The sequence below is a fragment of the Lysobacter brunescens genome, from assembly GCF_042677005.1.
In the GTDB taxonomy this organism is placed as follows: Bacteria; Pseudomonadota; Gammaproteobacteria; order Xanthomonadales; family Xanthomonadaceae; genus Lysobacter_I; species Lysobacter_I brunescens.
In genome coordinates this window covers 262,703-286,521 of record NZ_JBHTIF010000003.1, presented here as the reverse complement: position 1 = coordinate 286,521, position 23,819 = coordinate 262,703, and the positions used below count along the sequence as shown (strand labels likewise).

Annotated in this window: 23 protein-coding genes; 12 read left to right on the top strand and 11 right to left on the bottom strand. The window is 66.7% G+C overall.

The genetic code is table 11. The features are described from left to right. Positions 1 to 26: 26 nt before the first annotated feature. Both ACFQ0E_RS15265 and ACFQ0E_RS15260 read right to left on the bottom strand, forming a co-directional pair. Positions 27 to 1,067, bottom strand: a complete 1,041-nt coding sequence (locus tag ACFQ0E_RS15265; RefSeq protein WP_386825247.1) for a phage major capsid protein, P2 family — start codon at positions 1,065 to 1,067, stop codon at positions 27 to 29. A 66-nt stretch (positions 1,068 to 1,133) separates the two neighbouring features. Continuing rightward, the gene (locus tag ACFQ0E_RS15260) at positions 1,134 to 1,973 is read right to left on the bottom strand and encodes a GPO family capsid scaffolding protein (protein ID WP_386825246.1); all 840 of its coding nucleotides are present in this window, start codon (positions 1,971 to 1,973) and stop codon (positions 1,134 to 1,136) included. 153 nt (positions 1,974 to 2,126) lie between these two features. On the opposite strand from ACFQ0E_RS15260, the gene ACFQ0E_RS15255 reads away from it, so the two are divergent. Both ACFQ0E_RS15255 and ACFQ0E_RS15250 read left to right on the top strand, forming a co-directional pair. Further along, positions 2,127 to 3,887: a terminase large subunit domain-containing protein gene (locus ACFQ0E_RS15255; RefSeq protein ID WP_386825244.1), complete on the top strand. Its 1,761-nt coding sequence runs from the start codon at positions 2,127 to 2,129 to the stop codon at positions 3,885 to 3,887. Continuing rightward, complete coding sequence (locus tag ACFQ0E_RS15250; RefSeq protein WP_386825242.1) at positions 3,884 to 4,894, top strand: phage portal protein; 1,011 nt, start codon at positions 3,884 to 3,886, stop codon at positions 4,892 to 4,894. Before ACFQ0E_RS15255 ends, ACFQ0E_RS15250 begins: the two co-directional genes overlap by 4 nt. Positions 4,895 to 4,946: 52 nt before the next feature. Here the strand turns inward: ACFQ0E_RS15250 and ACFQ0E_RS15245 are convergent, their stop codons facing one another. The 3 genes from ACFQ0E_RS15245 to ppsR form a co-directional block, all read right to left on the bottom strand. Further along, a complete protein-coding gene (locus tag ACFQ0E_RS15245; RefSeq protein ID WP_386825240.1) occupies positions 4,947 to 5,288 on the bottom strand; it encodes a hypothetical protein in 342 nt (113 codons plus the stop codon). A gap of 1,001 nt (positions 5,289 to 6,289) precedes the next feature. Further along, positions 6,290 to 6,796 carry a DUF1249 domain-containing protein gene (locus ACFQ0E_RS15240; RefSeq protein ID WP_386825238.1) on the bottom strand — a complete coding sequence of 169 codons (507 nt, stop codon included), beginning with the start codon at positions 6,794 to 6,796 and terminating at the stop codon, positions 6,290 to 6,292. 97 nt (positions 6,797 to 6,893) lie between these two features. Beyond that, complete coding sequence (ppsR, locus tag ACFQ0E_RS15235; protein WP_386825236.1) at positions 6,894 to 7,715, bottom strand: posphoenolpyruvate synthetase regulatory kinase/phosphorylase PpsR; 822 nt, start codon at positions 7,713 to 7,715, stop codon at positions 6,894 to 6,896. A 93-nt stretch (positions 7,716 to 7,808) separates the two neighbouring features. On the opposite strand from ppsR, the gene ppsA reads away from it, so the two are divergent. Then, on the top strand, positions 7,809 to 10,181 hold the full coding sequence (ppsA, locus tag ACFQ0E_RS15230; protein ID WP_386825234.1) for a phosphoenolpyruvate synthase: 2,373 nt from the start codon (positions 7,809 to 7,811) through the stop codon (positions 10,179 to 10,181). Between the two features lie 22 nt (positions 10,182 to 10,203). Continuing rightward, entirely contained in the window at positions 10,204 to 10,608 is a 405-nt protein-coding gene (locus ACFQ0E_RS15225) for a hypothetical protein (RefSeq protein ID WP_386825232.1), read from the top strand. A 54-nt stretch (positions 10,609 to 10,662) separates the two neighbouring features. On the opposite strand, the gene ACFQ0E_RS15220 is transcribed toward ACFQ0E_RS15225, so the two are convergent. Further along, the gene (locus tag ACFQ0E_RS15220) at positions 10,663 to 10,890 is read right to left on the bottom strand and encodes a YciI family protein (RefSeq protein ID WP_386825410.1); all 228 of its coding nucleotides are present in this window, start codon (positions 10,888 to 10,890) and stop codon (positions 10,663 to 10,665) included. A gap of 217 nt (positions 10,891 to 11,107) precedes the next feature. Then, the gene (orn, locus tag ACFQ0E_RS15215) at positions 11,108 to 11,695 is read right to left on the bottom strand and encodes an oligoribonuclease (RefSeq protein ID WP_386825231.1); all 588 of its coding nucleotides are present in this window, start codon (positions 11,693 to 11,695) and stop codon (positions 11,108 to 11,110) included. 63 nt (positions 11,696 to 11,758) lie between these two features. Here orn and ACFQ0E_RS15210 point away from each other — a divergent pair, with 63 nt between their 5' ends. Further along, complete coding sequence (locus tag ACFQ0E_RS15210) at positions 11,759 to 12,220, top strand: DUF2721 domain-containing protein (protein ID WP_386825229.1); 462 nt, start codon at positions 11,759 to 11,761, stop codon at positions 12,218 to 12,220. Between the two features lie 27 nt (positions 12,221 to 12,247). On the opposite strand, the gene ACFQ0E_RS15205 is transcribed toward ACFQ0E_RS15210, so the two are convergent. Beyond that, on the bottom strand, positions 12,248 to 12,748 hold the full coding sequence (locus tag ACFQ0E_RS15205) for a hypothetical protein (protein ID WP_386825228.1): 501 nt from the start codon (positions 12,746 to 12,748) through the stop codon (positions 12,248 to 12,250). 64 nt (positions 12,749 to 12,812) lie between these two features. After that, positions 12,813 to 13,322 carry a tRNA adenosine(34) deaminase TadA gene (gene tadA / locus ACFQ0E_RS15200; RefSeq protein ID WP_386825226.1) on the bottom strand — a complete coding sequence of 170 codons (510 nt, stop codon included), beginning with the start codon at positions 13,320 to 13,322 and terminating at the stop codon, positions 12,813 to 12,815. Positions 13,323 to 13,535: 213 nt separating this feature from the next. Here tadA and ACFQ0E_RS15195 point away from each other — a divergent pair, with 213 nt between their 5' ends. From ACFQ0E_RS15195 to ACFQ0E_RS15170, 6 genes are all read left to right on the top strand, one after another. Next, complete coding sequence (locus ACFQ0E_RS15195; protein WP_386825224.1) at positions 13,536 to 15,557, top strand: LodA/GoxA family CTQ-dependent oxidase; 2,022 nt, start codon at positions 13,536 to 13,538, stop codon at positions 15,555 to 15,557. Between the two features lie 4 nt (positions 15,558 to 15,561). Further along, entirely contained in the window at positions 15,562 to 16,704 is a 1,143-nt protein-coding gene (locus ACFQ0E_RS15190; protein WP_386825222.1) for an NAD(P)/FAD-dependent oxidoreductase, read from the top strand. 85 nt (positions 16,705 to 16,789) lie between these two features. Further along, positions 16,790 to 17,491, top strand: coding sequence for an SOUL family heme-binding protein (locus tag ACFQ0E_RS15185; RefSeq protein ID WP_386825220.1), 702 nt, complete (start codon positions 16,790 to 16,792; stop codon positions 17,489 to 17,491). A gap of 38 nt (positions 17,492 to 17,529) precedes the next feature. After that, positions 17,530 to 18,693: an efflux RND transporter periplasmic adaptor subunit gene (locus ACFQ0E_RS15180; protein WP_386825218.1), complete on the top strand. Its 1,164-nt coding sequence runs from the start codon at positions 17,530 to 17,532 to the stop codon at positions 18,691 to 18,693. 3 nt (positions 18,694 to 18,696) lie between these two features. After that, positions 18,697 to 19,902 carry an ABC transporter permease gene (locus ACFQ0E_RS15175; RefSeq protein ID WP_386825216.1) on the top strand — a complete coding sequence of 402 codons (1,206 nt, stop codon included), beginning with the start codon at positions 18,697 to 18,699 and terminating at the stop codon, positions 19,900 to 19,902. Next, positions 19,899 to 20,579 carry an ABC transporter ATP-binding protein gene (locus tag ACFQ0E_RS15170; protein ID WP_386825214.1) on the top strand — a complete coding sequence of 227 codons (681 nt, stop codon included), beginning with the start codon at positions 19,899 to 19,901 and terminating at the stop codon, positions 20,577 to 20,579. The genes ACFQ0E_RS15175 and ACFQ0E_RS15170 overlap by 4 nt, the downstream gene beginning before the upstream one ends. A gap of 48 nt (positions 20,580 to 20,627) precedes the next feature. On the opposite strand, the gene ACFQ0E_RS15165 is transcribed toward ACFQ0E_RS15170, so the two are convergent. Beyond that, positions 20,628 to 21,449 (bottom strand): AraC family transcriptional regulator, encoded by an 822-nt coding sequence (locus ACFQ0E_RS15165; RefSeq protein WP_386825212.1) that lies wholly within the window; start codon positions 21,447 to 21,449, stop codon positions 20,628 to 20,630. A 121-nt stretch (positions 21,450 to 21,570) separates the two neighbouring features. Between ACFQ0E_RS15165 and ACFQ0E_RS15160 the strand changes: the two genes are divergently transcribed. Next, entirely contained in the window at positions 21,571 to 21,996 is a 426-nt protein-coding gene (locus ACFQ0E_RS15160; protein ID WP_386825210.1) for an organic hydroperoxide resistance protein, read from the top strand. 181 nt (positions 21,997 to 22,177) lie between these two features. Here ACFQ0E_RS15160 and guaA read toward each other — a convergent pair whose 3' ends face one another. Continuing rightward, positions 22,178 to 23,743, bottom strand: a complete 1,566-nt coding sequence (gene guaA, locus ACFQ0E_RS15155; RefSeq protein WP_386825208.1) for a glutamine-hydrolyzing GMP synthase — start codon at positions 23,741 to 23,743, stop codon at positions 22,178 to 22,180. Between the last annotated feature and the right edge of the window lie 76 nt (positions 23,744 to 23,819).

The window sequence follows — 23,819 nt, the reverse complement described above, 5'->3', positions numbered from 1 at the left end:
GTTGAAGGTCATCGGAAGGGTGAGGATCAGTCGCCGCCGCCCTGCTGCACGCCGTCGCCGAACTGGATGTTCTCCAGCACGCAGCCGAACTCGTAGTTCTCGACCACGTAGGCCTCGTTCGAGGACTCGTAGTTCTCGATGCGGTTCTTCGTGGGCTCATCCTTGATATGGCGACGACGGGCACCGCGCTGGTAGTAGATCGACAGGTTCGCGGGATCGCCGATCTTGATCGTACCTAGCGGCATGAAGGGCACGAGCAACGCCTGAACGCCGCCCACGGCCTTCTTCGACATCAGCACATCGAGCGCGTTCTGTTCGCTCGGGGCATTGCTGGTGTTGATCAGCGGGAAGTACTTCTCGTCCAGCATGCCGATACCGAGCATCACGCGCAGGCGCGGACTGCCGTGCATGCGCGGGTGGATCAGCTCGTGCACGGCCTGGTACACGAGCGCGTCGAGGTTCGCGAAGTCGGGGTTTGTACCGCCGATCTTGATGATGCCGGACCCGGTAACGCCCTCATCCATGACCCGCTCCGGATTGTCGTCGCGGTAGCGCTGCAGCCAGCCCTTGTTGACGTCCTGCAGCAGCGGATTGGTGTTGCGATTGGTGGTGGCGGCAACGCTGGTGCCGTTCCAGCCGATCATGATGCGGTCCTCGGCCATCTGCGAGACGATCTGAGCAGAGACGAGCGCATTGAAGTTCGGCTGCGAGGACCAGGCGTCGAGCGTTGCGTAGCGGATGGCCGTGTCGAAGTCGGTCTGGCTGCAGATGTAGCTTTCGCCGTTCAGCGCATGCATCTCGCGCGGCGTGCGCACGCCGGAGCCGCTGGTATCGGTGCGACCGGCGATGGTGCCGGTGGTGCCGACACCGATCGCCTGGCCGCTGATGTCGCGCACGCCCTGGATGTTGATGAGCTGCAGGAAACTGGAATCCTGACGGATCGCCGCCTCCAGGCGCTGCTCGACCGCCGGGGTCACGGTGAACTGGGTGTGGGCCGAGCTGACGCCGTTGGCCTGCGCGACACGCGCGCAGTAGGCATCGAAAAGCCGACGGGTATTGGAATCCATGGGTGTCTCCAGGTGCGGGGTATTGATGACCCGTGTGGGCGTGCTGCGCGTGGGCGCCGAGGTTGATCAGTAGACGAAGCCGTCGCCGCCGTTGCCGGTGGCGGGCGGGCGGACGACCGGATCGCCGTCGGTGTTGGCGTTGTGGCTTTCGATTGCATCGACGCGCAAAGCCAGCGCCGCGAGACCGTCCGAAACCACCTTCTGCGCGTCGGCCGACTTGGAGAATGCTTCGCCGATGGTCGGCATGATCTGCGCGGCAACAGCTGTGGCCACCGCCTGCGCATTGAAGCTCTGCAGCGACGGATCGGGGGCCGGGGCCGGGGCCGGAGCGGGGGCCGGAGCGGGGGCCGGAGCGGGTGCCGGAGCGGGCGCCAGGGCGCTGAACTTCTGCGACAGCCAGTCCTTGAAGTCGTCGAACGTGCCGCCGCCATCGAACTCCAGCGCAACGCCTTCGCCCTGCGAGCGGAAGATGCCGCTGCCTTCGCTGCGGTTGGCGTTGGCGGAAAAAGACAGACGCTGCGTAGCCAGGCTGGCGGGGGTGTCGGTGATGCCCATGCCGGCGAGATAGGCCTTGCCGGTTCCACCGAAGTCGCGGGCGATCTCGATAGACGGGAACACCTTCTGGTCCTTGCCGTTGAACCTGAGCAGGTGCTCGTTCGCTTCGATGACCGCGTAAAGCGCTACCGTGCCGCCCTCCTCCTTGGCCTCCAGGCTCACGACATCGCCACAAGCCGGGAAATCGCTATTTGCGGAGAAGCCCCGCACGTGCTCGACGAACACCCGCGCGGTGTACAGCGCCGGGTTGTAGGTAGCGGCCATCTCGCGGAGGTCTTCTGCCTTGATCTCTCGGCCGTCGATCGTCGGACCGGCGGTCGCGACGCGGATGTTCTTGGTCTTGCGGGCCATTGTGATTGCCTCGTGTGGGTTGTTGACCGCATCGCTGCGTGGTTAGGATGCTGCAACCCCTGAAAAACATGGGCAATGATGCGATGACGTAAGCGCGGCGATTACGTGCGCGACATGTTCGACGCGCGCGCGCGACCGGCCAGACTTTCGGCCATGCTCATCCCCTGCCCCGAGACCGACACCCGCCGTGCGTGCCGCCTGCTGTACTGGACCGGCTGGGATATTCCATCGCTTTCTCGCGAGTTCGGCAGGCCGCTGACGACGCTGCATTCGTGGCGTACACGCGATGGCTGGGACAAGGCACCGGTGATCGCGCGCATCGAGGCCGCGACCGAAGCGCGCTACATGCAGTTGGTCCTGAAGGACAAAAAGACGCCGCACGATTTCAAGGAAATCGACCTGCTCGGCCGGCAGCTGGAGCGGCATGCGCGCATCAATCGGTTCCTCGAACCGGGCGGGAATGAAGCCCACCTCAACCCGAACGTCGAGAACCGGAACAAGGGAGAGAAGAAGCGCAAGCCCGCGAACTTCTTCACCGAGGCACAGATCGAGCAGCTGGAGCGCAACTATCAGGACCGGATGTTCCGCTACCAGCTGCGCTGGAAGGAAGCGCTGCTGACGGCGCGCATCCGCAACATCCTGAAGTCCCGGCAGATCGGTGCCACCTACGCCATCGCGTTCGAGTCGCTGATCGATGCACTGAAGACCGGCAAGAACAAGCTGTTCATCTCGGCATCGAAGGCCCAGGCATACGCGTTCCGCGCCTACATCGTGGACTTCGCGCGCGAGGTCGGCGTGGAGCTGAAGGGCGACCCGATCACGCTGGGCAACAACGGAGCGCGGCTGTATTTCCTCGCGACCAACTTCCGCGTCACGCAGGGCTTTTCCGGCGACCTGATCTTCGACGAATACCAGTGGACGGCGAACTTCCTGAAGATCCGCCACACCGCCGCCGGCATGGCGGCGCAGAAACGCTTCACGCAGACGTACATCACCACGCCGTCAAGCACGACGCACGACGGTTGGTCGCTGTGGTCCGGCGACCACTGGAACAGCAAGCGCCCGGCCGGCGAGCGCGTGGTCATCGACATCTCGCACGACGCGCTGCGCGAAGGCGCGTTGGGGCCAGACCGCCAGTGGCGCAACATCGTGACGCTGGAAGACGCTCTGGCGGACGGCTGCGACCTGTTCGACATCGACGACATCCGCGCGGAAAACAGCCCCGATGAGTACGCCAACAAGTTTGGATGCCAGCCGATCGACGACACGGCCAGCGTGTTCCCGTTCGCCGAACTGCAGCCCTGCATGGTGGACAGCTGGGAAGAGTGGCTTGACCTCAAGCCGTTCGCGCCGCGCCCGCTGGGCAACCGGCCGGTGTGGATCGGCTACGACCCGGCGAAGAGCGGCGACGGTGCGGCGATCGTGGTCATCGCTGCCCCGCAGACGCCGCTGTCGCCCTTCCGCATCGTCGAGCGCGAGATGTTCAAGGGCATGGACTACACGGTGCAGGTGGAGCACATCCGCAGGCTCACGGAGCGCTACAACGTCGTGCACATCGGCATGGATACCAATGCCGTCGGCGCGTCGGTGATCGAGGCCGTGCGCACCTTCTTCCCGACGGTGGTTGGCGACACCTACACGCCGGCCGTGAAGACGGCGATGGTCTACAAGGCCAAGGAAGTGATCATGGCGCGGCGCCTGCAGTTCGACCGGGGCTGGCAGGACGTGGCGCATGCGTTCATGGCGATCCGCAAGGGCATCACCGCCAGCGGCCGGCATATCACGTTTTACTCGCAGCGTTCGGAGAGCATCGGCCATGCCGACGTGGCGTGGGCCACGATGCACGCGCTCCGCAATGAACCCCTGACTGCCGTTGGCGACCACGGCAAGGCCCAAGTGGAAATTTTCTCATGACCGAGCTGACCGCGACCGCCGGCACCCTGCCCGCGCACGCCGAGGTGTTTTCCTTCGACGAACCGACGGCCGTGATGGACCGGGCCGAGCTGTTCGACTTCTTCGAGCTGATGCACAACGGGCGCTGGTACGACCCGCCCGTGGCGCCGTCGCACCTGGCCAAGCTGTTCGAGGCATCGCCGCACCATTCGTCGGCGATCTACGCGAAGCGCAATATCCTGCTCTCCACCTTCATCCCGAGCCGGATGATGGATGCAGCGACGTTCTCGGCGTCGTGCCTGGACCTGCTGGTGTTCGGTGATGCCTACCTGGAACGCCGGATGGCGATCAACCGTCGCCCCCTGAAGCTGCAGCACTCGCTTAGCATGTACACGCGCGTGGGCACGAACCCCGGCCAGCATTGGTTCGTGCAGAACTATGCGGCGCCCTTCGAGTTCGCACCGGATTCGGTGTTCCACCTGCGCGAGCCGGACCTGCGCCAGGAGATCTACGGGCGCCCGCAGTACCTGGCCGCCATCCAGTCGTTGTTGCTGGACGATGCGGCGACCGTGTTCCGCCGCCGGTACTACGCCAACGGCAGCCATGCGGGCTTCATCCTGTACATCAACGACGCCCTGCACGAGAGCACCGACATCGAGGCGATCAAGGCCGCGCTGCGTGATTCGCGGGGCAAGGGCAACTTCCGGAACTTCTTCATCTACAGCCCGAACGGCAAGAACGACGGCGTGAAGCTGATCCCGATCAGCGAGGTGGCGAGCAAGGACGACTTCAAGGCGATCAAGGAGACCAGCCGCAACGACATCCTCGCAGCGCACCGCGTGCCGCCGCAGCTGCTGGGGTTGGTCCCGAACAACACCGGGGGCTTCGGCAAGGCCAGCGAGGCGGCCGAGGTGTTCGTCGCCAATGAGCTGCTGCCGCTGCAGATCATGTTCCGGCAGATCAATGACTGGGTGGGCGAAGAGGTGGTGAGCTTCCGGCCCTACGTGATCGGGCAGCCAAAGCCCTGAGCGCAGCCGCCACTTACGACACCGACGCCGGCCATATGCCGGCGTCGTCGTTTCAGGGGGGCGTGATCCATTCGGGATCGAAGTCCGGCGGCGGGTCTTCGTCGGGCAGCCACCAGCGCAGGTGGCGACGATGGGCGCGCGTGATGCGCGGTGTGCCGTCGACCCACAGCCGCATGCGCTTGCGATGCCCCACGGGGGCGTAGTCGATCGAGCGCACGAACGGGGACCACCAGCGGTGCAGCTGCGCCGACACCAGCGGGCCGGGGTCGCCCCAGTCGTCCGGCAGGCGCTCTTCCTGCATGTCCACCACTGCCTGGTAGCGCGGGCCACCGCCCACGGCGACCCCTGTGCCGTCGTTGAAGCGCACGTCGTATCGGGCATGGCAGGCGGGCATGGCCGCGATGCTACGCCCGGCCAGTCTCAGCCCCTGAACAGCCGCGACGAGCGGCTGCTGTCTCGGCAGCAGCCGCGACGAGGCCCAATCCATACGCATATGAACAAACCAGTACGGACCGGCATGCCTTGACCCGCACGCGCGCCGTCGAGACCCCGCCGCGCCTTCGCGCCTCATGTGCAAAGAGCAACGCAGCCCCCTGGAGCCGACTCAGGGGGTACGGCAGACCCTCCGGGCATCGTTCTGCGATTGGGACGATGGCGGCCAATGAGCCGCATTAACGCCACGAAACCGGGGGTGGTAGGGGGTCTAATAAGTTGACCCCTCGGGAAGGGGTGACATAGGTGACAGGCTGTGGATAGACACCTTTTTCAAAGCAGAATCAATGATTTATTTGTCACCCCGAAAAGGTGACAAGAGGTGACGGCCGAGGTGACAAAATCACATGTCATTGAATTAAAAGGACTTTAGAAAATTCTGATGTCACCCCGGGAAAAGGTGACATGTCACCTCTGAATCACCTAAATGTCACCTTCCTACTAGTACAGATATCCCATTGATTCCATTCGTTTAAATGTCCTGCATCCACAGCCTGTCACCTATGTCACCCCTTCCCGAGGGGTCAACTTTTTTTGCCGGAACGACCTGCAGCGGGTCATGACGTGCACCAGGCCGGCGCCGTCGCCAGCCCGCGCATGACCCCGTCGGCAGCCCTCGATCGACCGCTCTACGAGGCACGCGCAGCAACGCACCCAGCGCGATGGCTGGCTGCGGGCATTCGTTTAAGTAGGAAAGCGGCGCGGAATGGCGCCGCCGTCGACGAGCTGGGGCTATGCGGCCCGTGCCGCCTGCCGGCGCAGACTGATGGTGCCCAGATCCCGGCGCCATCGAAGGACGACCACCCGGGGGTTCCGCTCGCGAACCCGTGGGGACGCCACTTCTTCAAAGCACGAAGCCCGCGAAAGCGGGCTTCGTCGTTTCCGGGCTTCGGAAAAATCCGCTCAGACCGCTGGGTCGAGCATCTCGGCGCGCATCGGCGGGACATCGCCTGTCCTGCGCAGGGTGGCCGTGCCATGTCCGCGTTCGGCGAGGTAATGCAGCCACTTGCCGAGGAAGGTGTTCATGCGCAGGCGGTGGTCGAGGACTTCCGACGGCGGCGGATACAGGCCGATCACGTCCTGCCAGCGCCGGCCGATGTAGCAATGCGTGGCCTCGACCTGCTCGGTGTCGTGGTACAGCCGCAGATAGGCGGATGGATCGGGCTCGCCGGTGACCGGATCGAGGATGGCGTAGCTCAGGCGCAGCTCGACGGTGTAGGCGTGCAGCGCGATCACATCGAGGTGCAGGTCGAGGCCGTCACCGATCGAGGACACATAGCGACCTTCGGCCAGGCGTTCGGGCAGGAAGAGCCGCTGCAGCAGGCGGTGGTTCTCGGCATACAGCGCCATCAACCATGAAAACCGGCTGATTTTCGCTGCACTGATGGGGCGGGCGATCAGGTTCGACATGAGGCGATCCTACACATCGCGCACCAGCCGCAACAGGATTGACGGATCGGAACACCGCGCGGAAGATGGAACCGCCACGTCCCGCAACTTCGCTGCATCAGTACATCTCGCGATGCAGGCCCAGGGTGGTCAGCACCTTGCTGGAGATTTCCTCGATCGACGTATGCGTGGTGCTCAGCATCGGGATGCGCTCGGCGCGCATCATCGATTCGGCGGCGGCGACCTCGCGCCGGCACGTCTCCATCTGCGCATAGCGCGAATTGGCCCGGCGCTCCTGGCGGATCTGCTGCAGGCGCACCGGATCGATGGTCAGGCCGAACAGCTTGTTCCGGTACGGCCGCAGGCGCGGCGGCAGGCGGTCGTGCTCCAGGTCCTCGTCGGTGAGCGGGTAATTGGCCGCTTTCACGCCGTGATGCAGGGCCAGATAGATGCAGGTCGGCGTCTTGCCGGCCCGCGACACGGCGACCAGGATCACGTCGGCCTCGTCGTAGTTCGTCGCCACCCCATCGTCATGGGTCAGCGCGAAATTCATGGCGTTGATGCGCCGGTGATAGGTATCGAAATCGACCATGCCGTGCGCCTGCCCCACCCGCGGCTGGCGCTGCTCGCCCAGCTCCCGCTCCAGCGGCTCGATGAACGGCGCGAAGACATCCAGCATGAGCGCCCCGCTCTCGGCCAGCCGCGCGGTCAGGTTGGCGTCTACGCAGGAGTTGACCACGATCGGCCGGACGCCGTGGGCCTCCCCGGCGGCCCGGATGCGCCCGGCGACCTCGTCGGCCTTCTCGACCGTATCGACGAAGGACAAGCGGTCGGTCACGAACCGGGGCCCCGTGAACTGGGTCAGGAGGCTGTGGCCGATGGTCTCCGCAGTGATCCCGGTCCCGTCGGAGACGTAGAACACCGGTCGTATCTGGCTCATGAGGACTCGTTGTGGGACAGCGCGGGGCGCGGTCTTGTTAAAATACCGCTTTCCCCGCCCCGGCGCCCCCACGCGCCCGTCTGGAGTTGTCCCTTGAACGAGAACATCCTCTGGCTGCACGCGCTGCGCCTGTCCGACCTTGCCCGCGTCGGCGGCAAGAACTCCTCCCTCGGCGAAATGATCGGCCACCTGGCCCAGCTCGGGGTGTCGGTGCCGGGCGGCTACGCGACCACGGCCGAGGCGTTCAAGGACTTCATCGCCCACAACAACCTGCACCAGCGCATCTACGACAAGCTGGCGACGCTGGACGTGGACGACGTCCCGGCGCTGACCGCCGCCGGTGCCGAGATCCGCGGCTGGGTGATCGACGCGCCGCTGCAGCCCGAGCTCGATCGCGACATCCGCACCGCCTACGCGCAGCTCTGTGCCGAGAACGGCGGCAGCGACATCGCCGTCGCGGTTCGCTCCTCGGCGACGGCTGAAGATCTGCCGGACGCCTCGTTCGCCGGGCAGCAGGAAACCTTCCTCAACGTGACCGGCGCTGACGACGTGGTTCACAAGGTCAAGGAAGTGTTCGCCAGCCTCTACAACGACCGGGCCATTGCGTATCGGGTGCACCACGGCTTCAAGCACGAGGACGTGTTCCTCTCCGCCGGCGTGCAGCTGATGGTGCGCTCGGATGTCGGTTCGTCGGGCGTGCTGTTCACGCTGGACACCGAGTCGGGCTTCCGTGATGTCGTGTTCGTCACCGCCAGCTACGGCCTGGGCGAGAACGTCGTGCAGGGCGCGGTGAATCCCGACGAGTTCTACGTCTACAAACCGACCCTGCGCCAGGGCAAGCCGGCGATCCTGCGTCGCGCGCTGGGCAGCAAGCAGATCCGCATGGTCTATTCCGACAAGCCCGGCGAGCGCGTGCGCAACGAGGACACGCCGGCCGAGCTTCGCAACCGCTTCTCGATCACCGACGAGGACGTGCAGGAACTGTCGAAGCAGGCGCTGGTCATCGAACAGCACTACGGCCGTCCGATGGACATCGAGTGGGCGAAGGACGGCATCACCGGCAAGCTGTTCATCGTGCAGGCGCGCCCGGAGACCGTGAAGTCGCGCGCGCACGCCACGCAGATCGAACGTTTCTCGCTGCTGCGTCGCGGCGAGGTGATCGCCGAAGGTCGCGCCATCGGCCACAAGATCGGCAGCGGCACCGCCCGCGTGGTGCGCTCGATCGCCGACATGAACCGCGTCCAGCCCGGCGACGTGCTGGTCGCCGACATGACCGATCCCGACTGGGAACCGGTGATGAAACGCGCCGCCGCGATCGTGACCAACCGTGGCGGCCGCACCTGCCACGCCGCGATCATCGCCCGTGAGCTGGGCGTGCCGGCGGTCGTCGGCACCGGCAACGCACTGGACACCGTGCAGGACGGCCAGCCTGTCACCGTGAGCTGCGCCGAGGGCGACACTGGCTTCATCTACGACACCGAGCTGCCGTTCGAGCGCATCGTCACCGATCTCGACAACATGCCGCCGGCGCCGCTGAAGATCATGATGAACGTGGCGAACCCGGAGCGTGCCTTCGACTTCGCGATGCTGCCGAACGCGGGCATCGGTCTGGCGCGCCTGGAAATGATCATCGCCAGCCACATCGGCGTGCATCCGAAGGCGCTGCTCGACTACGCGAACCAGGACGCCGACACGAAGCGCAAGATCGACGCGAAGATGGCGGGGTACGCCAGCCCGGTCGATTTCTACGTCGACCGCCTGGCCGAAGGCATCGCCACCATCACCGCCTCGGCCGCACCGAATCCGGTGATCGTGCGCCTGTCGGACTTCAAGTCCAACGAGTACGCCAATCTCATCGGCGGCGCGCGCTACGAGCCGCATGAAGAGAATCCGATGATCGGTTTCCGCGGCGCCGCGCGCTACATCGATCCGTCGTTCCGCGAAGCCTTCGCGCTGGAATGCCGTGCGGTGCGCAAGGTCCGCGAGACCATGGGCCTGGACAACTGCTGGGTGATGATCCCGTTCGTGCGCACGCTGGACGAAGGCCGCAAGGTGATCGAGGTGCTGCGCGAGAACGGGCTGGAGCAAGGCAAGGCCGGCCTCAAGATCATCATGATGTGCGAAGTGCCGTCGAACGCGCTGCTCGCCGACGAGTTCCTCGACATCTTCGACGGTTTCTCGATCGGCTCGAACGACATGACCCAGCTCACCCTGGGTCTGGACCGCGATTCCTCGATCGTCGCCGACCTGTTCGACGAGCGCGACCCGGCGGTGAAAAAGATGCTGTCGATGGCCATCCAGGCCGCGAAGCGCAAGGGCAAGTACGTCGGCATCTGCGGCCAGGGCCCCAGCGACCACCCCGACCTCGCCCAATGGCTGATGGAAGAAGGCATCGAATCGGTGTCGCTCAATCCGGATACCGTGGTCGACACCTGGCTGAAGCTGGCGAAGTCGAAGGCCGGCTGATCACATCACACAAATCAGAGACATGCCCGTGCGCAAGATGACCACCCTCGCCGTGCTGCCGCTGCTGTTCGGTATCGCGATGCCGTCCACCGCCGCTGCATCGGAAGCCCGCGAAGGCGTCGCGATGATGCTCGATGCCATCAATTCGCAGTGCGGCAGCATGTCGGCGCAGCTCCGGAATGCCCCGGGATTGGGCGCCACGCTGTCTTCGCGGCCGGAAAACCTGCTCTGCGACTGCGTCCAGAAGCGCATCGAAACCATGCCGTTGGTCAAGGAGATCCAGGGCTTCGATGACGCGAAGATCAATGCGCTCATCGAAAAGCAGGGGTTCAAGGACTACCTGGTCGCCAAGCTGTCCGCGACCATGTTCACCTGCGTGACCGATGAGCTGAATGCAGGTGCGGACGCCATCCGGCCGGAGATGTAAACGGCGGGTCGGCAGGCTATGCCGTCAAGAGCCGCGCGGCGCGCTCGACCCGGACTACTTCAACGTCGCACCCGGCTGCGACAGCCACGGATGGATCTCGCAGGCCAGTCGCCCGGCCTTCACCGCAGGGTCGTCGTTGCACATGGCTTCGGCGGCGGCGCGATCCGGGACGTCGAGAACGAAGATGCCGCGCCAGTCACCGTCGTCCATGAAGGGACCGGCGATCTGCAGCTTGCCGGCCGCGGCATAGGCTTCCATGTTCGCCATGTGCCCGGCCTGCAGCTGTTTCGCTCCTCGGCCGACTGGTCGCGCTTCGGGCCGCGCTTGAGCATCACGAACCAGTACTGCTTCATGCCGGGCGGCAGCGCGGGTGCGGCAGGCGTCGCGGGCGCGGTCTCGGCGGCGGGTTTCGCCGGCTGGGCAGGCGCGGGCGACTGCGCGAAGGCGGACATGGCGACGAGGGACAGCGCGAGCACGAGCGGGATGCGGATCATGGCGATCACTCCGACGGCGGGGCGGCGAGTTCGGCGAAGCGGCTGCGGTAGTGACGCAGCTCGGCGATGGAATCGCGCACGTCGCTGAGCGCGGTATGCGCGGATTCCTTCTGCACCCCGGCGAGCACGCCCGGCGCCCAGCGCCTGGCCAGTTCCTTGATCGTGCTGACATCGAGGTTGCGGTAATGGAAATACTTTTCCAGCGTCGGCATGCAGCGGTGCAGGAAGCGGCGATCCTGGCAGATGGAGTTGCCGCAGATCGGCGAGGCACGCGGGCCGACCCAGGCCTGCAGGAATTCCAGCGTGCGCTGCTCGGCTTCGGCCATCGACACGCCCTGCTCCAGCACCCGCTGCCAGAGGCCGGACTTGCGGTGCTGGTTGCGGTTCCAGTCGTCCATCGCCTCCAATGTGGCGAGGTCATGCGTGATCGCGAACTCCGGCCCCTCGGCGAGCACGTTGAGCTGGGCGTCGGTCACCACCGTGGCGATCTCGATGATCGAATCGCGGTCGGTATCGAGGCCGGTCATTTCCAGGTCGATCCAGATCAGTCGGCCTTCGGACGGCAGGGGTTCGGGCGTGGTGATGAGGGCCATGCGACTCGCGTGCGGTTGCGGGAATACCGCATGATACGCAGGCCCCCTCCCCCGGTACACGCCATGTCCCTGCCCGCCCCCATCGACCACCATTCGATCCTCGGTGCGATGCTGGCGCCCGCCCTGCTGATGGCCGCCACTGGCTCGCTGCTGGTCTCGGCGAACGCCCGGCTGGCGCGCGTGGTCGACCGCCTGCGGTCGCTGATCGTGGCCTGGGAGAAAGACGCGCCCGACCGCAGCGAGCGCGACCTGCAGATCCAGCGCCACCGCACCCGCGCGGCCATGGTGTTGCGCGCGTGTCGCCTGCTGTACGCGGCGCTGGGTGCGTTCGTCGGCACCAGCCTCGCGCTGGCGGCCGACGCCCTGCTCGGCTATCCCATCGTCGGTGCCGTGCCGACCGTCATCGCCGTCGCCGGCATGCTCTGCCTGCTGCTGGCCAGCCTCTACATGGGCCGCGAAGTAGGGCTGTCGGTGAAGAGCTTCGACGATGAGCTGGACCAGGAGATGGCGCGACGGCGGGGCTGACCCCGGAATCGCGCGACTGGAAGCCGATCAGCGTTGACCGAGCCTACCGTAGACCTCCGACGCGGAGTCCACGCGCAGGCTGCGTACGGTCCCGTTGCGCTTGTTGAGCTCCTCGACGACTTTGCGCTTGATCCCCACCTCGCCCTCGACCAGCAGGCGCTGCACATACTCGACGGTGGCCGATTTCCTGTCGTCGGCGATGACGATCGACTTGATGTCGATCTTGAGTTCGATCGGGACTTCCTTGCCCGATCTTTCCATCAGTCGCTTGACGTAGCCGATGTTGTTGCTCGTGTTCTCGCAAAAGCGGGCCTTGTCGTAATTGCCCATGCTCGAACGTCCCGACATCGTGATCCGTTCCTTGCCGACGAATTCGTTGTCGCGCATGTCGCACATCGCCTCCGCATCCAGCTTGCGCATGGCCTCGGATTCAGCCGCATAGAACGCACGGACGTCGGATTCGCTGATCGTCCGGCCGCCGATGAAATACCACCACGCCAGCCCAGCCAGCACGCCGGCCAGCAGCACGATTCTCAACATGTTTCGTCCCCCTGTGGATTGAGCCGCCGACCCCCCGGGCCGGACGGCAGTGTCAGATCGGCGGTTTTCCCCGTTTCCGCCGAAAATAATTGGTGAGCATGGTACCGGCTTCATCGGCCAGCACGCCACCGACGACCTCGACGCGATGGTTGTGCCTCGGATCGGCGATCAGGTCGAAGACGCTGCCTGCGGCGCCGGTCTTGGGATCGGTGGCGGCGAACACCACGCGAGCCAGTCGCGCATGCACGGCGGCCATCGCGCACATCGCGCAGGGTTCGAGCGTGACGTAGAGCGTGCAGCCGACCAGCCGATGGTTGGCGAGCGCGCGACCGCCTTCGCGCATCGCGACGATCTCGGCGTGCGCGCTCGGGTCGCGGTCGCCGATGTTGCGGTTCCAGCCCTCGCCGATCACTTGGCCTTCGGCATCGACGAGCACCGCGCCGACCGGAATCTCGTCGAACTCGCGCTCGGCGCGTTCGGCCAGCGCAAGCGCGTGGCGCATCCAGCGGATGTCCTCATCGGCGAGGGGGGCGGCGGGGTCCACGCAAGTCTCCGGATGCATCAGGCGTGCATTATCGCCCGGAGACGCCCACCGGACCACGATGCCGGACTGCGACCGGACTGATCCCGGGCGATGGCAGACCTCGCCTCTGACTCATCACGGGGCTGTGCGATATTGCAGGTAGCCACGGCCGCGCCCATCGCGATACTTCAGCACAGGCCAGCGACGGCCATCCCGCATCGGACCGGATACATCGACAAGGAGCGCACCGCCATGACCACGCCTTCCGCCAGCACGCCCTCGGACACCACTCCTTCCGACGGCACGATCGTCCGTGCCGCCATCCACCCGGGCATCGGCCTGGCCCGGGTCGGCAACAGCGTCGACGAGTTCTACATCGGCCCGTTGGTGCCCGACCCCGCGTCGAAGCCGCAGGGCTTCTACCGCGACGCCACCGGCGCGCTCAAGCGCGAAGCCGCGCAGTTCCGCATCTACGGCTACAACGCGGCCGGCGAAGTGGTCGCTGAGCTCACCGCCGACAACGCCGACATCACCTGGACCGCGCACGTCGCGAACAGCAAGGCTGCCTGGTACCAGTGGCAGATCGCGATGGACATTCCGGAAGCCGCAGGCACGGTGCTGCCGTTGCGCAACGCCACCGTCGCCGACCGCGCCTCGCTCACCATCGATGCCGGCCCGCAGTCGATCTCAGGAAAGAACGCGGCGCCGGTCGACTGCAGCGGCGCCTACACCGGCGTGCCGGTGAAGATCGGCGAGCTGCGCACCGATGAACACGGCCGGCTGCTGTTCCTCGGCGGCCATGGCGTCTCGGCCTCGCCGACGAACACGCCGATCTACATTCCCACCGACCCGAATTCCTTCATCAACGCCGACGGCTGGTACGACGACACCTGCGACGGGCCGATCTCCGCGAAGGTGACGATCGGCGGCCAGAGCATCCCGGTCGATTCGGCCTGGGTGGTCACCGCACCGCCGAACTACGCGCCGCAGCTCAAGTCCGAGCGCACGCTCTACGACCTGCTCTACGACCTGTACATCCAGGCCGGCTGGATGCAGGCGCCGGGCACGCTGTCCTTCAGCCACGACGTCTACCCGATCCTGCAGCGGCTGTCCGGCCTGCAGTGGGTCAACCAGGGCTTCGCCACGCAGTACGGCGAAGACGGGCCGCATCCGTTCGAGGATCCGGCCTTCGTCGCGCGGCTCGCCTCGAAGCCGCCGGCCGGCCAGTACGACCCCAATGCCGAACTGCGCCGCCAGGTGTTCAACAGCTTCCGCCCACCGAATCCGCCGGACGGCAACCAGCTGCCGTGGCCGTGGATCTACGGCGACGCAATGGAAGTGCCCGCCGGGCCGAGCCCGCGCCAGAACGCGGCGATCAGCCAGACCCAGTTCACCATCCTGCAGCGCTGGGCGAACGGCGATTTCGTCGACGACCGCGTCGGCGGCCTGCCGGCGACGGGGCCGTCGGACATCGACCAGGTGCCGCTGGCCGCGCAGCCGGCGACGATCGATCGCGCGGCGATGGAATTCTGTCTCGCCGACGCCTTCCACCCCGGCTGCGAGATGACCTGGCCGATGCGCCACATCACGATGTACCGCGCACCCTTCCGCATCCTCGAACGCCCGCCGGGCCAGCCCGAGCCCGACTACGGTCCCACACTCGACCAGGCGCAGGCGCTCGCACCCGACGGCCCGCTGCACGCGCAGGCCCCCGGCGACATCAACCGCTGGATGGGCCTGCCCTGGCAGGCGGACACCGCGTTCTGCCGCGCCGGCTACGACACTGCCTACGACCCGTATGCGCCGACCTTCTGGCCCGCGCGCGTCCCGAACCATGTGCTGACCGCCGACGACTACGCGATCGTGGTCGACAAGACCCAGCCGATGTCGAAACGCATCGACGCCTTCAGCAACCGCACCAGCTGGAACAAGCCGCTGCACGGCACCACCGCGCAGCAGATGGTGCAGATGACGCACATCTTCGGCTCGATGGGTCTGGTCGAGCCGCGCTTCGATGCCAGCGTCGCGCCGGACTTCCCGGCGCTGATGATGGTCGCCAGCTACGGGCCCGACGTGGCGCCGGCCGATGCAGGCACCACCAGCGATGCCGCCGTCGCCGCACCGCCGCGCGCCGTGGCGAAGGCGTCCGATGCGGAAGCCTCGCTCAAGGCGCATCCGATGGCGCAACTGCGGCTCAGCGGCGTGAATTTCGCGTCGCAGTCCGAAGCCGACGCCGCGCCTCTGCCGGTGCGACGCACGCGGACAACGGACTGACCGGGTGTCGACGCGGCGACACGAAGTCGTCATCGCCGGTGGCGGCCCTGCGGGCGCCGCCGCCGCAATCGCCTTGGCCCGCGCCGGCCGCGACGTGCTGCTGGTCGCGGGCAGCGACGACGCAGCCTTCAAGATCGGCGAGGGCCTGCCGCCCAATGCGCGTGCGCTGCTGCGCGATCTCGGCGTGCTCGAACGCGTGCTCGCCGACGGCCATCGCGCCAGCCCCGGCACCTGCGCGTTCTGGGGCGATGCGACGCCGCACGCCAACGACTTCCTGTTCCAGCTGCACGGCCACGGCCTGCAGCTCGACCGCACGCGTTTCGACGCGATGCTGCGCGACGCGGCAGCACAGAGTGGCGCGGAAGTGCTGCCCGATGCACTCGTGCGCATCGTGACAGCCGGCGACGCGACGAGACCGCACCGACTCGCGCTGCGCCCCGTCGATGCGCAGACGCACGCGGAGGCCGAATCCATCGAGGCCGACTGGCTGATCGACGCCACCGGCCGAAGTGCGACGCTCGCCCGCGCGCTCGGTGCGCGCAAGGTCGCCTACGACGGACAGATCGCGTTCCACCAGCGTCTGCGCAGCGCACGCGACGACGACCACGACGGCCGCACCTTCGTCGAAGCCGTCGAGGACGGCTGGTGGTACAGCGTGCTGCTACCCTCGCGCGAGCGACTGGTCGCCTTCCTCACCGATGCCGACCTCTGCGACCACCGCCGCCTGCTCGACGGCGACGGCCTGTGGCGTGCACTGGTCGACGCACCGCATTTGCATGCCTTGTGCAAGACGCACGGCTACGCCCCGGCCTCGCAGGCACGTGGCGCGGACGCCTCGGGCAGCCATCTGGACCGTGCCGCCGGCGAACGCTGGCTGGCCGTCGGCGACGCCGCCCTCGCCTTCGACCCGCTGTCGTCGAAAGGCATCGCCAATGCGATGTACACCGGCCTGCGTGCCGCCGACGCTCTGCTCCGCCACGATCGCGGTGATGCAGGCGCCATCGACGCCTACACGCAGCACCTGCTCGACATCCATCGCGTCTATCGCGAACAACTGCGCGCGTTCCATGCAATGGAGATGCACTGGCCCGAAGCACCTTACTGGGCGCGACGCCTCGCCGCCCTTCCGCTGCGCGAGACCGCCTGACGCGGCCTCGTCGCCATGCGCGGCAGGCGGGTCCTACCCCGCTGCGGTCCCGCTTTCTGCACGACAGCATGATGGATGCGCGGGCATGCGACAGCGTTCATCGATCGGGCGCATACTCGAACGCATCGCCCTTCGCCTGCGGATCCATCCAGTGAAAACGTTCGCATTCGCATCTGCAGCGTCGATCCTTCTCCTGCTCACGGGCAACGTCGCCATGGCCACCGAAGAACCGCCGTTCACCCTCGTCGTCGATGAGGACGCGTTCCAGGTCAGGCAGTATCCGCCGCTGGTGGTCGCCGAGACGGAAGTGAAGGGAACCCGCGACGACGCATCCAGCGCAGGATTCCGCATCCTGGCCGACTACATCTTCGGCAAGAACACGCGACGCGAGCGCATCGCGATGACCGCAGCGGTCTCGCAGTCGCCGCCGACGGGCGAGAAGATCGCGATGACCGCGCCCGTGAGCCAGACCGGTGTCGCCGGGGCATGGATCGTCCGGTTCACGATGCCGGCCGGATACACGCTCGATACGCTGCCGACGCCGAACGATCCTCGCGTGGAGCTGCGCGTGACGCCGGCCGCGCGCTTCGCCGTGATCCGGTTCACCGGATGGGCGAACAATCGCGACTTCGAACGAAAGCGCGTCGAGCTGGAGCGATGGATGGCGCAGCGAAACCTCAAGGCCACCGGCCCCGCGGTATTGGCGCAATACAATCCACCGTGGACGCTCGGGCCGCTGCGGCGCAATGAAGTGATGCTGCCGGTCGAGGGCAGCCCGACCCGCTAGCCCATGCCGCGTCTCCGTCGATCATCGCAGGTCGAACCGTGCAACCAAACCAAGCTGCTCCCCCGCCCGATGCCGCTGCCCCTGGACATCAAGACCCGGTCCGGCACGGCCGCTTTTCATCGAAGACACGTCTGATCCTGGGCGCAGCGCTGCTGGCGATCATCGCGATTGCCGTCATCGCGTTCCAGCGCCTGCGTCCGCCGCAAGTCATCGTCGAGACCATCGCGCCGAGCACCGTCGAAATCGCGCTCGCCGTGGTCGGCAGGGCGAGGCCCGGCGCGCTTGTCGACATCAAGTCGCCGAATGCCGGACAGATCATCCGCGTCTTCCGCGACGACGGCGATACCGTGGCCGCCGACGAACCACTGGCCATCGTCCGTTCCACCGTTGAACAGGCGCAGAACGATGCCGACAACGCGCGCGCCGCAGCCGCCCGCGCGGAAGCCGCCCGGGCGAAGCTGGCCTACGAGCGCACACGGGCGCTCGCTGCCGATCGATTCGTCTCCAGGGCCGCGCTCGATGAGGCGCGCGCCAGCATGCTGTCTGCGGATGCCGCGGTCGCTGCGGCGGTCGCACAGGGCCGCGCGACCGCCGCGCGCACCGGCGAGTTCACCATCCGCGCACCGATGGCGGGCACCGTGCTGGTGCGTCCGATCGACAGCGGCCAGGTCGTCTCGACGGAGACCCTGCTCTTCCAGATCGGCTCCGTGCAGGGCGTCGAGATCCATGCCGATGTCGATGAAACCTATGCGGATGCGCTGCGTCCGGGCATGGCAGCGCGGGCATCGCTGTCCGGCACGGCCACGCAGTTCGCGGCGCGCGTGATCGAAGTGTCGCCCCGCGTCGACGCCAGCACCGGCGGTCGTCTGGTCAAGCTCGTGCCGGATCGCGCAACCGGAATTCCATCCGGACGCTCCATCGACATCACGATCGTGGTCGCAACGCGCACGCAGGCGATCACGATTCCGCGCCAGGCCATACGCGACGCCACCACCGATCCAACCGTGCTGGTCGTGGATGCCAACGACATCGCGCGTGCCAGGCGCGTGAAGCTCCTGGCGTGGCCATCGTCGAACGCGATCATCGAACGCGGGCTGGCGGCCGGTGATCGCGTGATCCTGTCTCCGGACACCATCGAAGCATCAAGCCGGGTGCGTCCTGTCGCGCATGCGACAAATCACGCGCCCTCGTCCGGCGAATGAGCCATGTTCACCTTCACCGTCGCCCGTCGCTACTTGTTGTCCAACCGCGCGCAGTCCGCGCTGCTGGTCGCTGGCGTCGCTCTGGGCGTGACCGCGTTCGTGTTCATCACCGCGCTGATCCAGGGGCTGGCGATCCGCCTGACCGATGAAGTCACCGCGAACAGCGCGCACGTCAGCCTGGAGCCCGTCACGCGCGTCGCACGGGTCCTGCCGAAGCCCGGTGTCGAGACCGAAGCGGTCGCGCTGGTCTCGACCTTCCAGCGGCAGCAGATCCGCGAATGGCAGTCCACGGTCGCACTGCTGCGCGAACAGCCGTCGGTGTCGGCCATCAGCACCCAGATCACCGGCAGCGCCTTCCTGGTCAAAGGTCAGGCGGTGGCACCGGTATCGGTCACCGCCGTGGAGCCCGAAAACCTGGACGCGATCTCGCCGATCAGCCGGCAGATCGTCAGCGGTCGGCGCAGCCTGGGCGCGGACGGCATCCTGATCGGCACGAAGCTCGCCGAAACGCTGGGGCTGTCTGCGGGGCAACCGGTGCTTTTCCGTACCGATCGCGGTGTCGAACGCCTGCTGACCGTGCGCGGCATCTTCAGGACCGGCGTCCGCAGCGCCGACGAGCGCGTGGCCTATCTGTCGCTGCAGAGCGCCCGCCCGCTCTTCCGCCTGCCGGAAGGCCTGACCAACATCGAGCTGAAACTGGACGATGCCAACCGTGCGCGCGATGTCGCCGTGTTCCTGCAGGACGCCACCGGCCTGCGCGCCACGCCCTGGCAGGAACGGAATGCGAATCTGGAGGACGCACTGACCGCACAGGCGCAGACCGGAACACTCATCCAGATGTTCTCGCTGATCTCGGTGCTGATCGGCATCGCCAGCGCCCTCATGCTCTCGGCCAACCGGCGGCGTGGCGAGATCGGCATCATGCGCGCCTTCGGCATCTCGAAATCCTTCATCGCGACGGTCTTCGTGCTGCAGGGATTGCTGATCGGCCTGGTCGGCGCGGCGGTCGGCTGCATCACCGGCTACGGCCTCTGCCTCTGGCTGTCCACATTGACCAAGGCCGATGGCAGCATGGCCTTGCCGATCGCGCCCGGCCAGGGCGGCTATGCGCTGGTCCTGATCCTCACCACGCTGGGTTCGGTGCTCGCCTCGGTGATCCCGGCACGGAGCGCAGCGCGCCTCGACCCGCTGCAGGCGATCCAGCAATGACCCCGGTGCTCGAAGCTCGCGGCATCGAGATGCGTTTCCGCAACGGCGACGAGGTCACGCGCGTGCTGAACGGGATCGACCTGTCGCTCGACCCGGGCGAGCTGGTGGCATTGCAGGGGGCGTCGGGCTCGGGAAAGTCGACGCTGCTGTCGATCGTCGGGCTGCTGCTGCAGCCCACCGCCGGTACCATCGCCATCGAAGGCCAGCGCGTCGAAGGCCTGACCGAGGCCCAGCGCGCAGTGTTCCGCAACCAGCGGCTGGGCTTCATCTTCCAGTTCCATCACTTGCTGCCCGATTTCACCGCGATCGAGAACGTCGCATTTCCCGCCGCAGCCCCTGCGGGCGGGATCTCGACGGCCATGCGGCAACGCGCCCGCGACCTGCTGGTCCGCGTCGGGCTGGAGGATCGGATGGACTTCCTCGTGACGCGCCTGTCCGGCGGTCAAAAGCAGCGGGTCGCCATCGCCCGTGCGCTGATGAACAGGCCGGCCTTGATCCTGGCCGACGAGCCCACCGGCAGCCTCGACCGGGTCGCTGCGGAACAGGTGCTCGACCTCATGCGCGAAGTCAATCGGGAAGACAAGGCGACTTTCCTGATCTGCACCCATGACGACGATGTCGCAGCGCGCTGCACCCGACGGATCACGCTCAGCGATGGGCGGGTGCGCTCGGCTTGACGCTCGCTTCTTCATCGTGTCGCTCGACAGGCGGGAGAGCGCCCGAGATCAGCGCATCGATGCCCGCCACTCGCGCGGTGACAGTCCGGTCTGCGCCTTGAACGCGCGCGACAATGCGGCCTCGCCGCTGTAGCCGACCAGGTCGGCGACGCGCTTCAGCGCCTGCCCTTCGCGCAATGCCTGCTGTGCAAGTCCGACCCGCCAGCGCTGCAGATAGGCGGCCGGCGTTTCGCCGACGGCATCGCGGAACGCGTTCGCGAACACGCTGCGCGACATGCCCGCGCGCTGCGCGAGCGCATCGATCGACCAGTCTTCCGACGGCTGTTCGTGCATGGCCACCAGCGCATGGCGCAGCTTCGGATGCGCAAGCCCGGCCATCAGCCCCGCCTGCACGTCGCCGTGGTGCATCAACGTGCGCAGCACCTGCACGAACAGCACTTCGAACAACCGGTCCAGCACCACCTGTCGGCCGCAGTAGTCGTGCGCTGCTTCGTTGAACAGGGCATCGAGCAGCGACGCGGTCCAGCCCAGCGACGACAGCGGCATCGCCATGTACGGCGGCAACGCGTTGGCGATCGGGTTCGAGGCGCCGCCTTCGAAGCCCAGCCGCGCGCAGGTGAGTTCGGCCCCGCGTTCGCGATCGCTGACGAAGCGGTGCGGCATCGGGCGCGGATACAGCAGCAGGGACGGCTCGCGGATCTCGATCGCCAGGCGGCCGCCGTGGTGCACGTCCAGCCAGCCGCTGCGGACCACGTGCAGATGGCCGACGTCGGGCTCGTCGAGATCGTTGATGCCGCAGACGGGCCCGACGTTGAAGACCCGTGCGGAGACCGCGAAATGGGCGAACAGGGCTTCGAGTCGATCCGCCATTCGATACGCTCGGTCAAGTTTCGTGGACGAAGTGTCACGTATCGTACGCCGGGCAAGCGCACAGTACACCCCACGGACGGCACCCGTCCGCCCAATCCACCCACCCGCAAGGAGCCCCACCATGTCGCTCGAACAAGTCCTCTACACCGCCGAAGCCACCGCCACCGGCGGCCGCGACGGCCGCGCCATCTCCTCCGACAACGTCCTCGACGTCCAGCTCTCGACCCCGCGCGAACTCGGCGGCGCTGGCGGCCCGGGCACCAACCCCGAACAGCTGTTCGCCGCCGGCTACTCGGCCTGCTTCATCGGCGCCCTGAAGTTCGTCGCCGGCCAGGCCAAGATCGCCCTCCCCGCCGACACCGCGATCACCGGCCGCGTCGGCATCGGCCCGATCCCCAACGGCTTCGGCATCCAGGTCGAACTGCAGATCAGCCTCCCCGGCCTGCCGCGCGAACAGGCCGAGGAACTCGTCCAGAAAGCGCACATCGTCTGCCCGTACTCCAACGCCACCCGCGGCAATGTCGACGTGACGTTGACGGTGGTGTGATGCCACTTCCTCCCCCGCCTGCGGGGGAGGATCGAGGTGGGGGCAAGGCGCTCGAATCTGCGCGCCCCCATCCCGGCCTTCCCCCGCAGGCGGGGGAAGGTGAAAACCACTTCAGCCTCGAAACGAAGAAGCCCCGAACATTCGGGGCTTCTTTTCGTTCCGGATCACGATCGGAGAACACTCACTCCCACTCGATCGTCGCCGGCGGCTTGCCGCTGATGTCGTAGACCACGCGGGAGATGCCTTTCAGCTCGTTGACGATGCGGCGCGAGACTTCGTCGAGGAACTCGTACGGCAGGTGCGCCCAGTGCGCGGTCATGAAGTCGATGGTCTCGACCGCGCGCAACGCGATGACCCACTCGTAGGCGCGCGCGTCGCCGACCACGCCGACCGACTTCACCGGCAGGAACACCGCGAAGGCCTGCGAGGTCTTGTCGTACCAGCCCCACTTGCGCAGTTCTTCGATGAAGATCGCGTCGGCCTGCGCGAGCAGTTCGGCGTATTCCGGCTTCACTTCGCCGAGGATGCGCACGCCGAGGCCGGGGCCCGGGAACGGGTGGCGGTAGACCATCTCGCGCGGCAGGCCGAGTTCGACGCCGAGGCGACGCACTTCGTCCTTGAACAACTCGCGCAGCGGTTCGACTAGGCCGAGCTTCATGTGCTCGGGCAGGCCGCCGACGTTGTGGTGGCTCTTGATGACGTGCGCCTTGCCGGTCTTGCTGCCGGCGGATTCGATCACGTCCGGATAGATCGTGCCCTGCGCAAGCCAGCGTGCGTTCTTCAGCTTGTTCGACTCTTCCTCGAAGATCTCGACGAACAGGTTGCCGATGATCTTGCGCTTGGCTTCCGGGTCGGACACACCAGCCAATGCGCTGAAATAGCGGTCGGCGGCGTTCACGCGGATCACCTTCACGCCCATGTGCTCGGCGAACATCGCCATCACCTGGTCGCCTTCCTTCCAGCGCAGCAGGCCGGTATCGACGAACACGCAGGTCAGCTGCTCGCCGATCGCGCGATGCAGCAGCGCCGCGACCACCGAGGAATCGACGCCGCCGGACAGACCGAGGATCACTTCATCCGAACCGACCTGCGCGCGGACGCGGGCGATCTGGTCCTCGATGATGTTCGCCGCCGTCCACAGCGGCTGGCAGCCGCAGATGTCGAGCACGAAGCGGCGCAGCATCGTCTCGCCCTGCTTCGTGTGGGTGACTTCGGGATGGAACTGCACGCCGTACCAGCGACGTGCCTCGTCGGCCATCGCGATGATCGGCACGCTCTCGGTGCGGCCGGTGACGCTGAAACCGTCCGGAATCTGCGTGACGCGGTCGCCGTGGCTCATCCACACGTCCAGGCCCTTGCGGCCCGGATGGTCGGTGAGCGCACCGAGCAGCTTGTCGTCGCCGACGATCTCGACCTCGGCATAACCGAACTCGCGGTGATGCCCGCCCTCGACCAGGCCGCCGAGCTGCATCGCCATCGTCTGCATGCCGTAGCAGATGCCGAGGATCGGCAGGCCGCTGTCGAAGACTTCCTGCGGCGCACGCGGCGAACCGTCTTCGGTCGTCGACTCCGGCCCGCCCGAGAGGATGATGCCCTTCGGGGCGAACTTCGCGATGTCGGCCGGATCGTGGTCCCAGGCCCAGATCTCGCAGTAGACGCCGATCTCGCGAATGCGTCGCGCGATCAGCTGCGTGTACTGCGCGCCGAAGTCGAGGATGAGGATCTTGTCGCTGTGGATGTCGGTCATGGGCCCGGGATCGCAAATCGGAAATTGAAATGGCTGTCATCCCGAGCGCAGCGAGGGACCTGCTTTTCGTACTCGC

Bases quoted from the DNA above. Each gene is read 5' to 3' on its own strand.
- tadA (WP_386825226.1), bottom strand. From the start codon at position 13,322: ATGCATCCGGAGACTTGCGTGGACCCCGCCGCCCCCCTCGCCGATGAG.
- ACFQ0E_RS15160 (WP_386825210.1), top strand. From the start codon at position 21,571: ATGTCGCTCGAACAAGTCCTCTACACCGCCGAAGCCACCGCCACCGGC.
- ACFQ0E_RS15165 (WP_386825212.1), bottom strand. From the start codon at position 21,449: ATGGCGGATCGACTCGAAGCCCTGTTCGCCCATTTCGCGGTCTCCGCA.
- ACFQ0E_RS15210 (WP_386825229.1), top strand. From the start codon at position 11,759: ATGTCCCTGCCCGCCCCCATCGACCACCATTCGATCCTCGGTGCGATG.
- orn (WP_386825231.1), bottom strand. From the start codon at position 11,695: ATGGCCCTCATCACCACGCCCGAACCCCTGCCGTCCGAAGGCCGACTG.
- ACFQ0E_RS15240 (WP_386825238.1), bottom strand. From the start codon at position 6,796: ATGTCGAACCTGATCGCCCGCCCCATCAGTGCAGCGAAAATCAGCCGG.
- ppsR (WP_386825236.1), bottom strand. From the start codon at position 7,715: ATGAGCCAGATACGACCGGTGTTCTACGTCTCCGACGGGACCGGGATC.
- ACFQ0E_RS15225 (WP_386825232.1), top strand. From the start codon at position 10,204: ATGCCCGTGCGCAAGATGACCACCCTCGCCGTGCTGCCGCTGCTGTTC.
- ACFQ0E_RS15195 (WP_386825224.1), top strand. From the start codon at position 13,536: ATGACCACGCCTTCCGCCAGCACGCCCTCGGACACCACTCCTTCCGAC.
- ACFQ0E_RS15265 (WP_386825247.1), bottom strand. From the start codon at position 1,067: ATGGATTCCAATACCCGTCGGCTTTTCGATGCCTACTGCGCGCGTGTC.
- ACFQ0E_RS15175 (WP_386825216.1), top strand. From the start codon at position 18,697: ATGTTCACCTTCACCGTCGCCCGTCGCTACTTGTTGTCCAACCGCGCG.
- ACFQ0E_RS15185 (WP_386825220.1), top strand. From the start codon at position 16,790: ATGCGACAGCGTTCATCGATCGGGCGCATACTCGAACGCATCGCCCTT.
- ACFQ0E_RS15260 (WP_386825246.1), bottom strand. From the start codon at position 1,973: ATGGCCCGCAAGACCAAGAACATCCGCGTCGCGACCGCCGGTCCGACG.
- ACFQ0E_RS15250 (WP_386825242.1), top strand. From the start codon at position 3,884: ATGACCGAGCTGACCGCGACCGCCGGCACCCTGCCCGCGCACGCCGAG.
- ACFQ0E_RS15255 (WP_386825244.1), top strand. From the start codon at position 2,127: ATGCTCATCCCCTGCCCCGAGACCGACACCCGCCGTGCGTGCCGCCTG.
- ACFQ0E_RS15245 (WP_386825240.1), bottom strand. From the start codon at position 5,288: ATGCCCGCCTGCCATGCCCGATACGACGTGCGCTTCAACGACGGCACA.
- guaA (WP_386825208.1), bottom strand. From the start codon at position 23,743: ATGACCGACATCCACAGCGACAAGATCCTCATCCTCGACTTCGGCGCG.
- ACFQ0E_RS15170 (WP_386825214.1), top strand. From the start codon at position 19,899: ATGACCCCGGTGCTCGAAGCTCGCGGCATCGAGATGCGTTTCCGCAAC.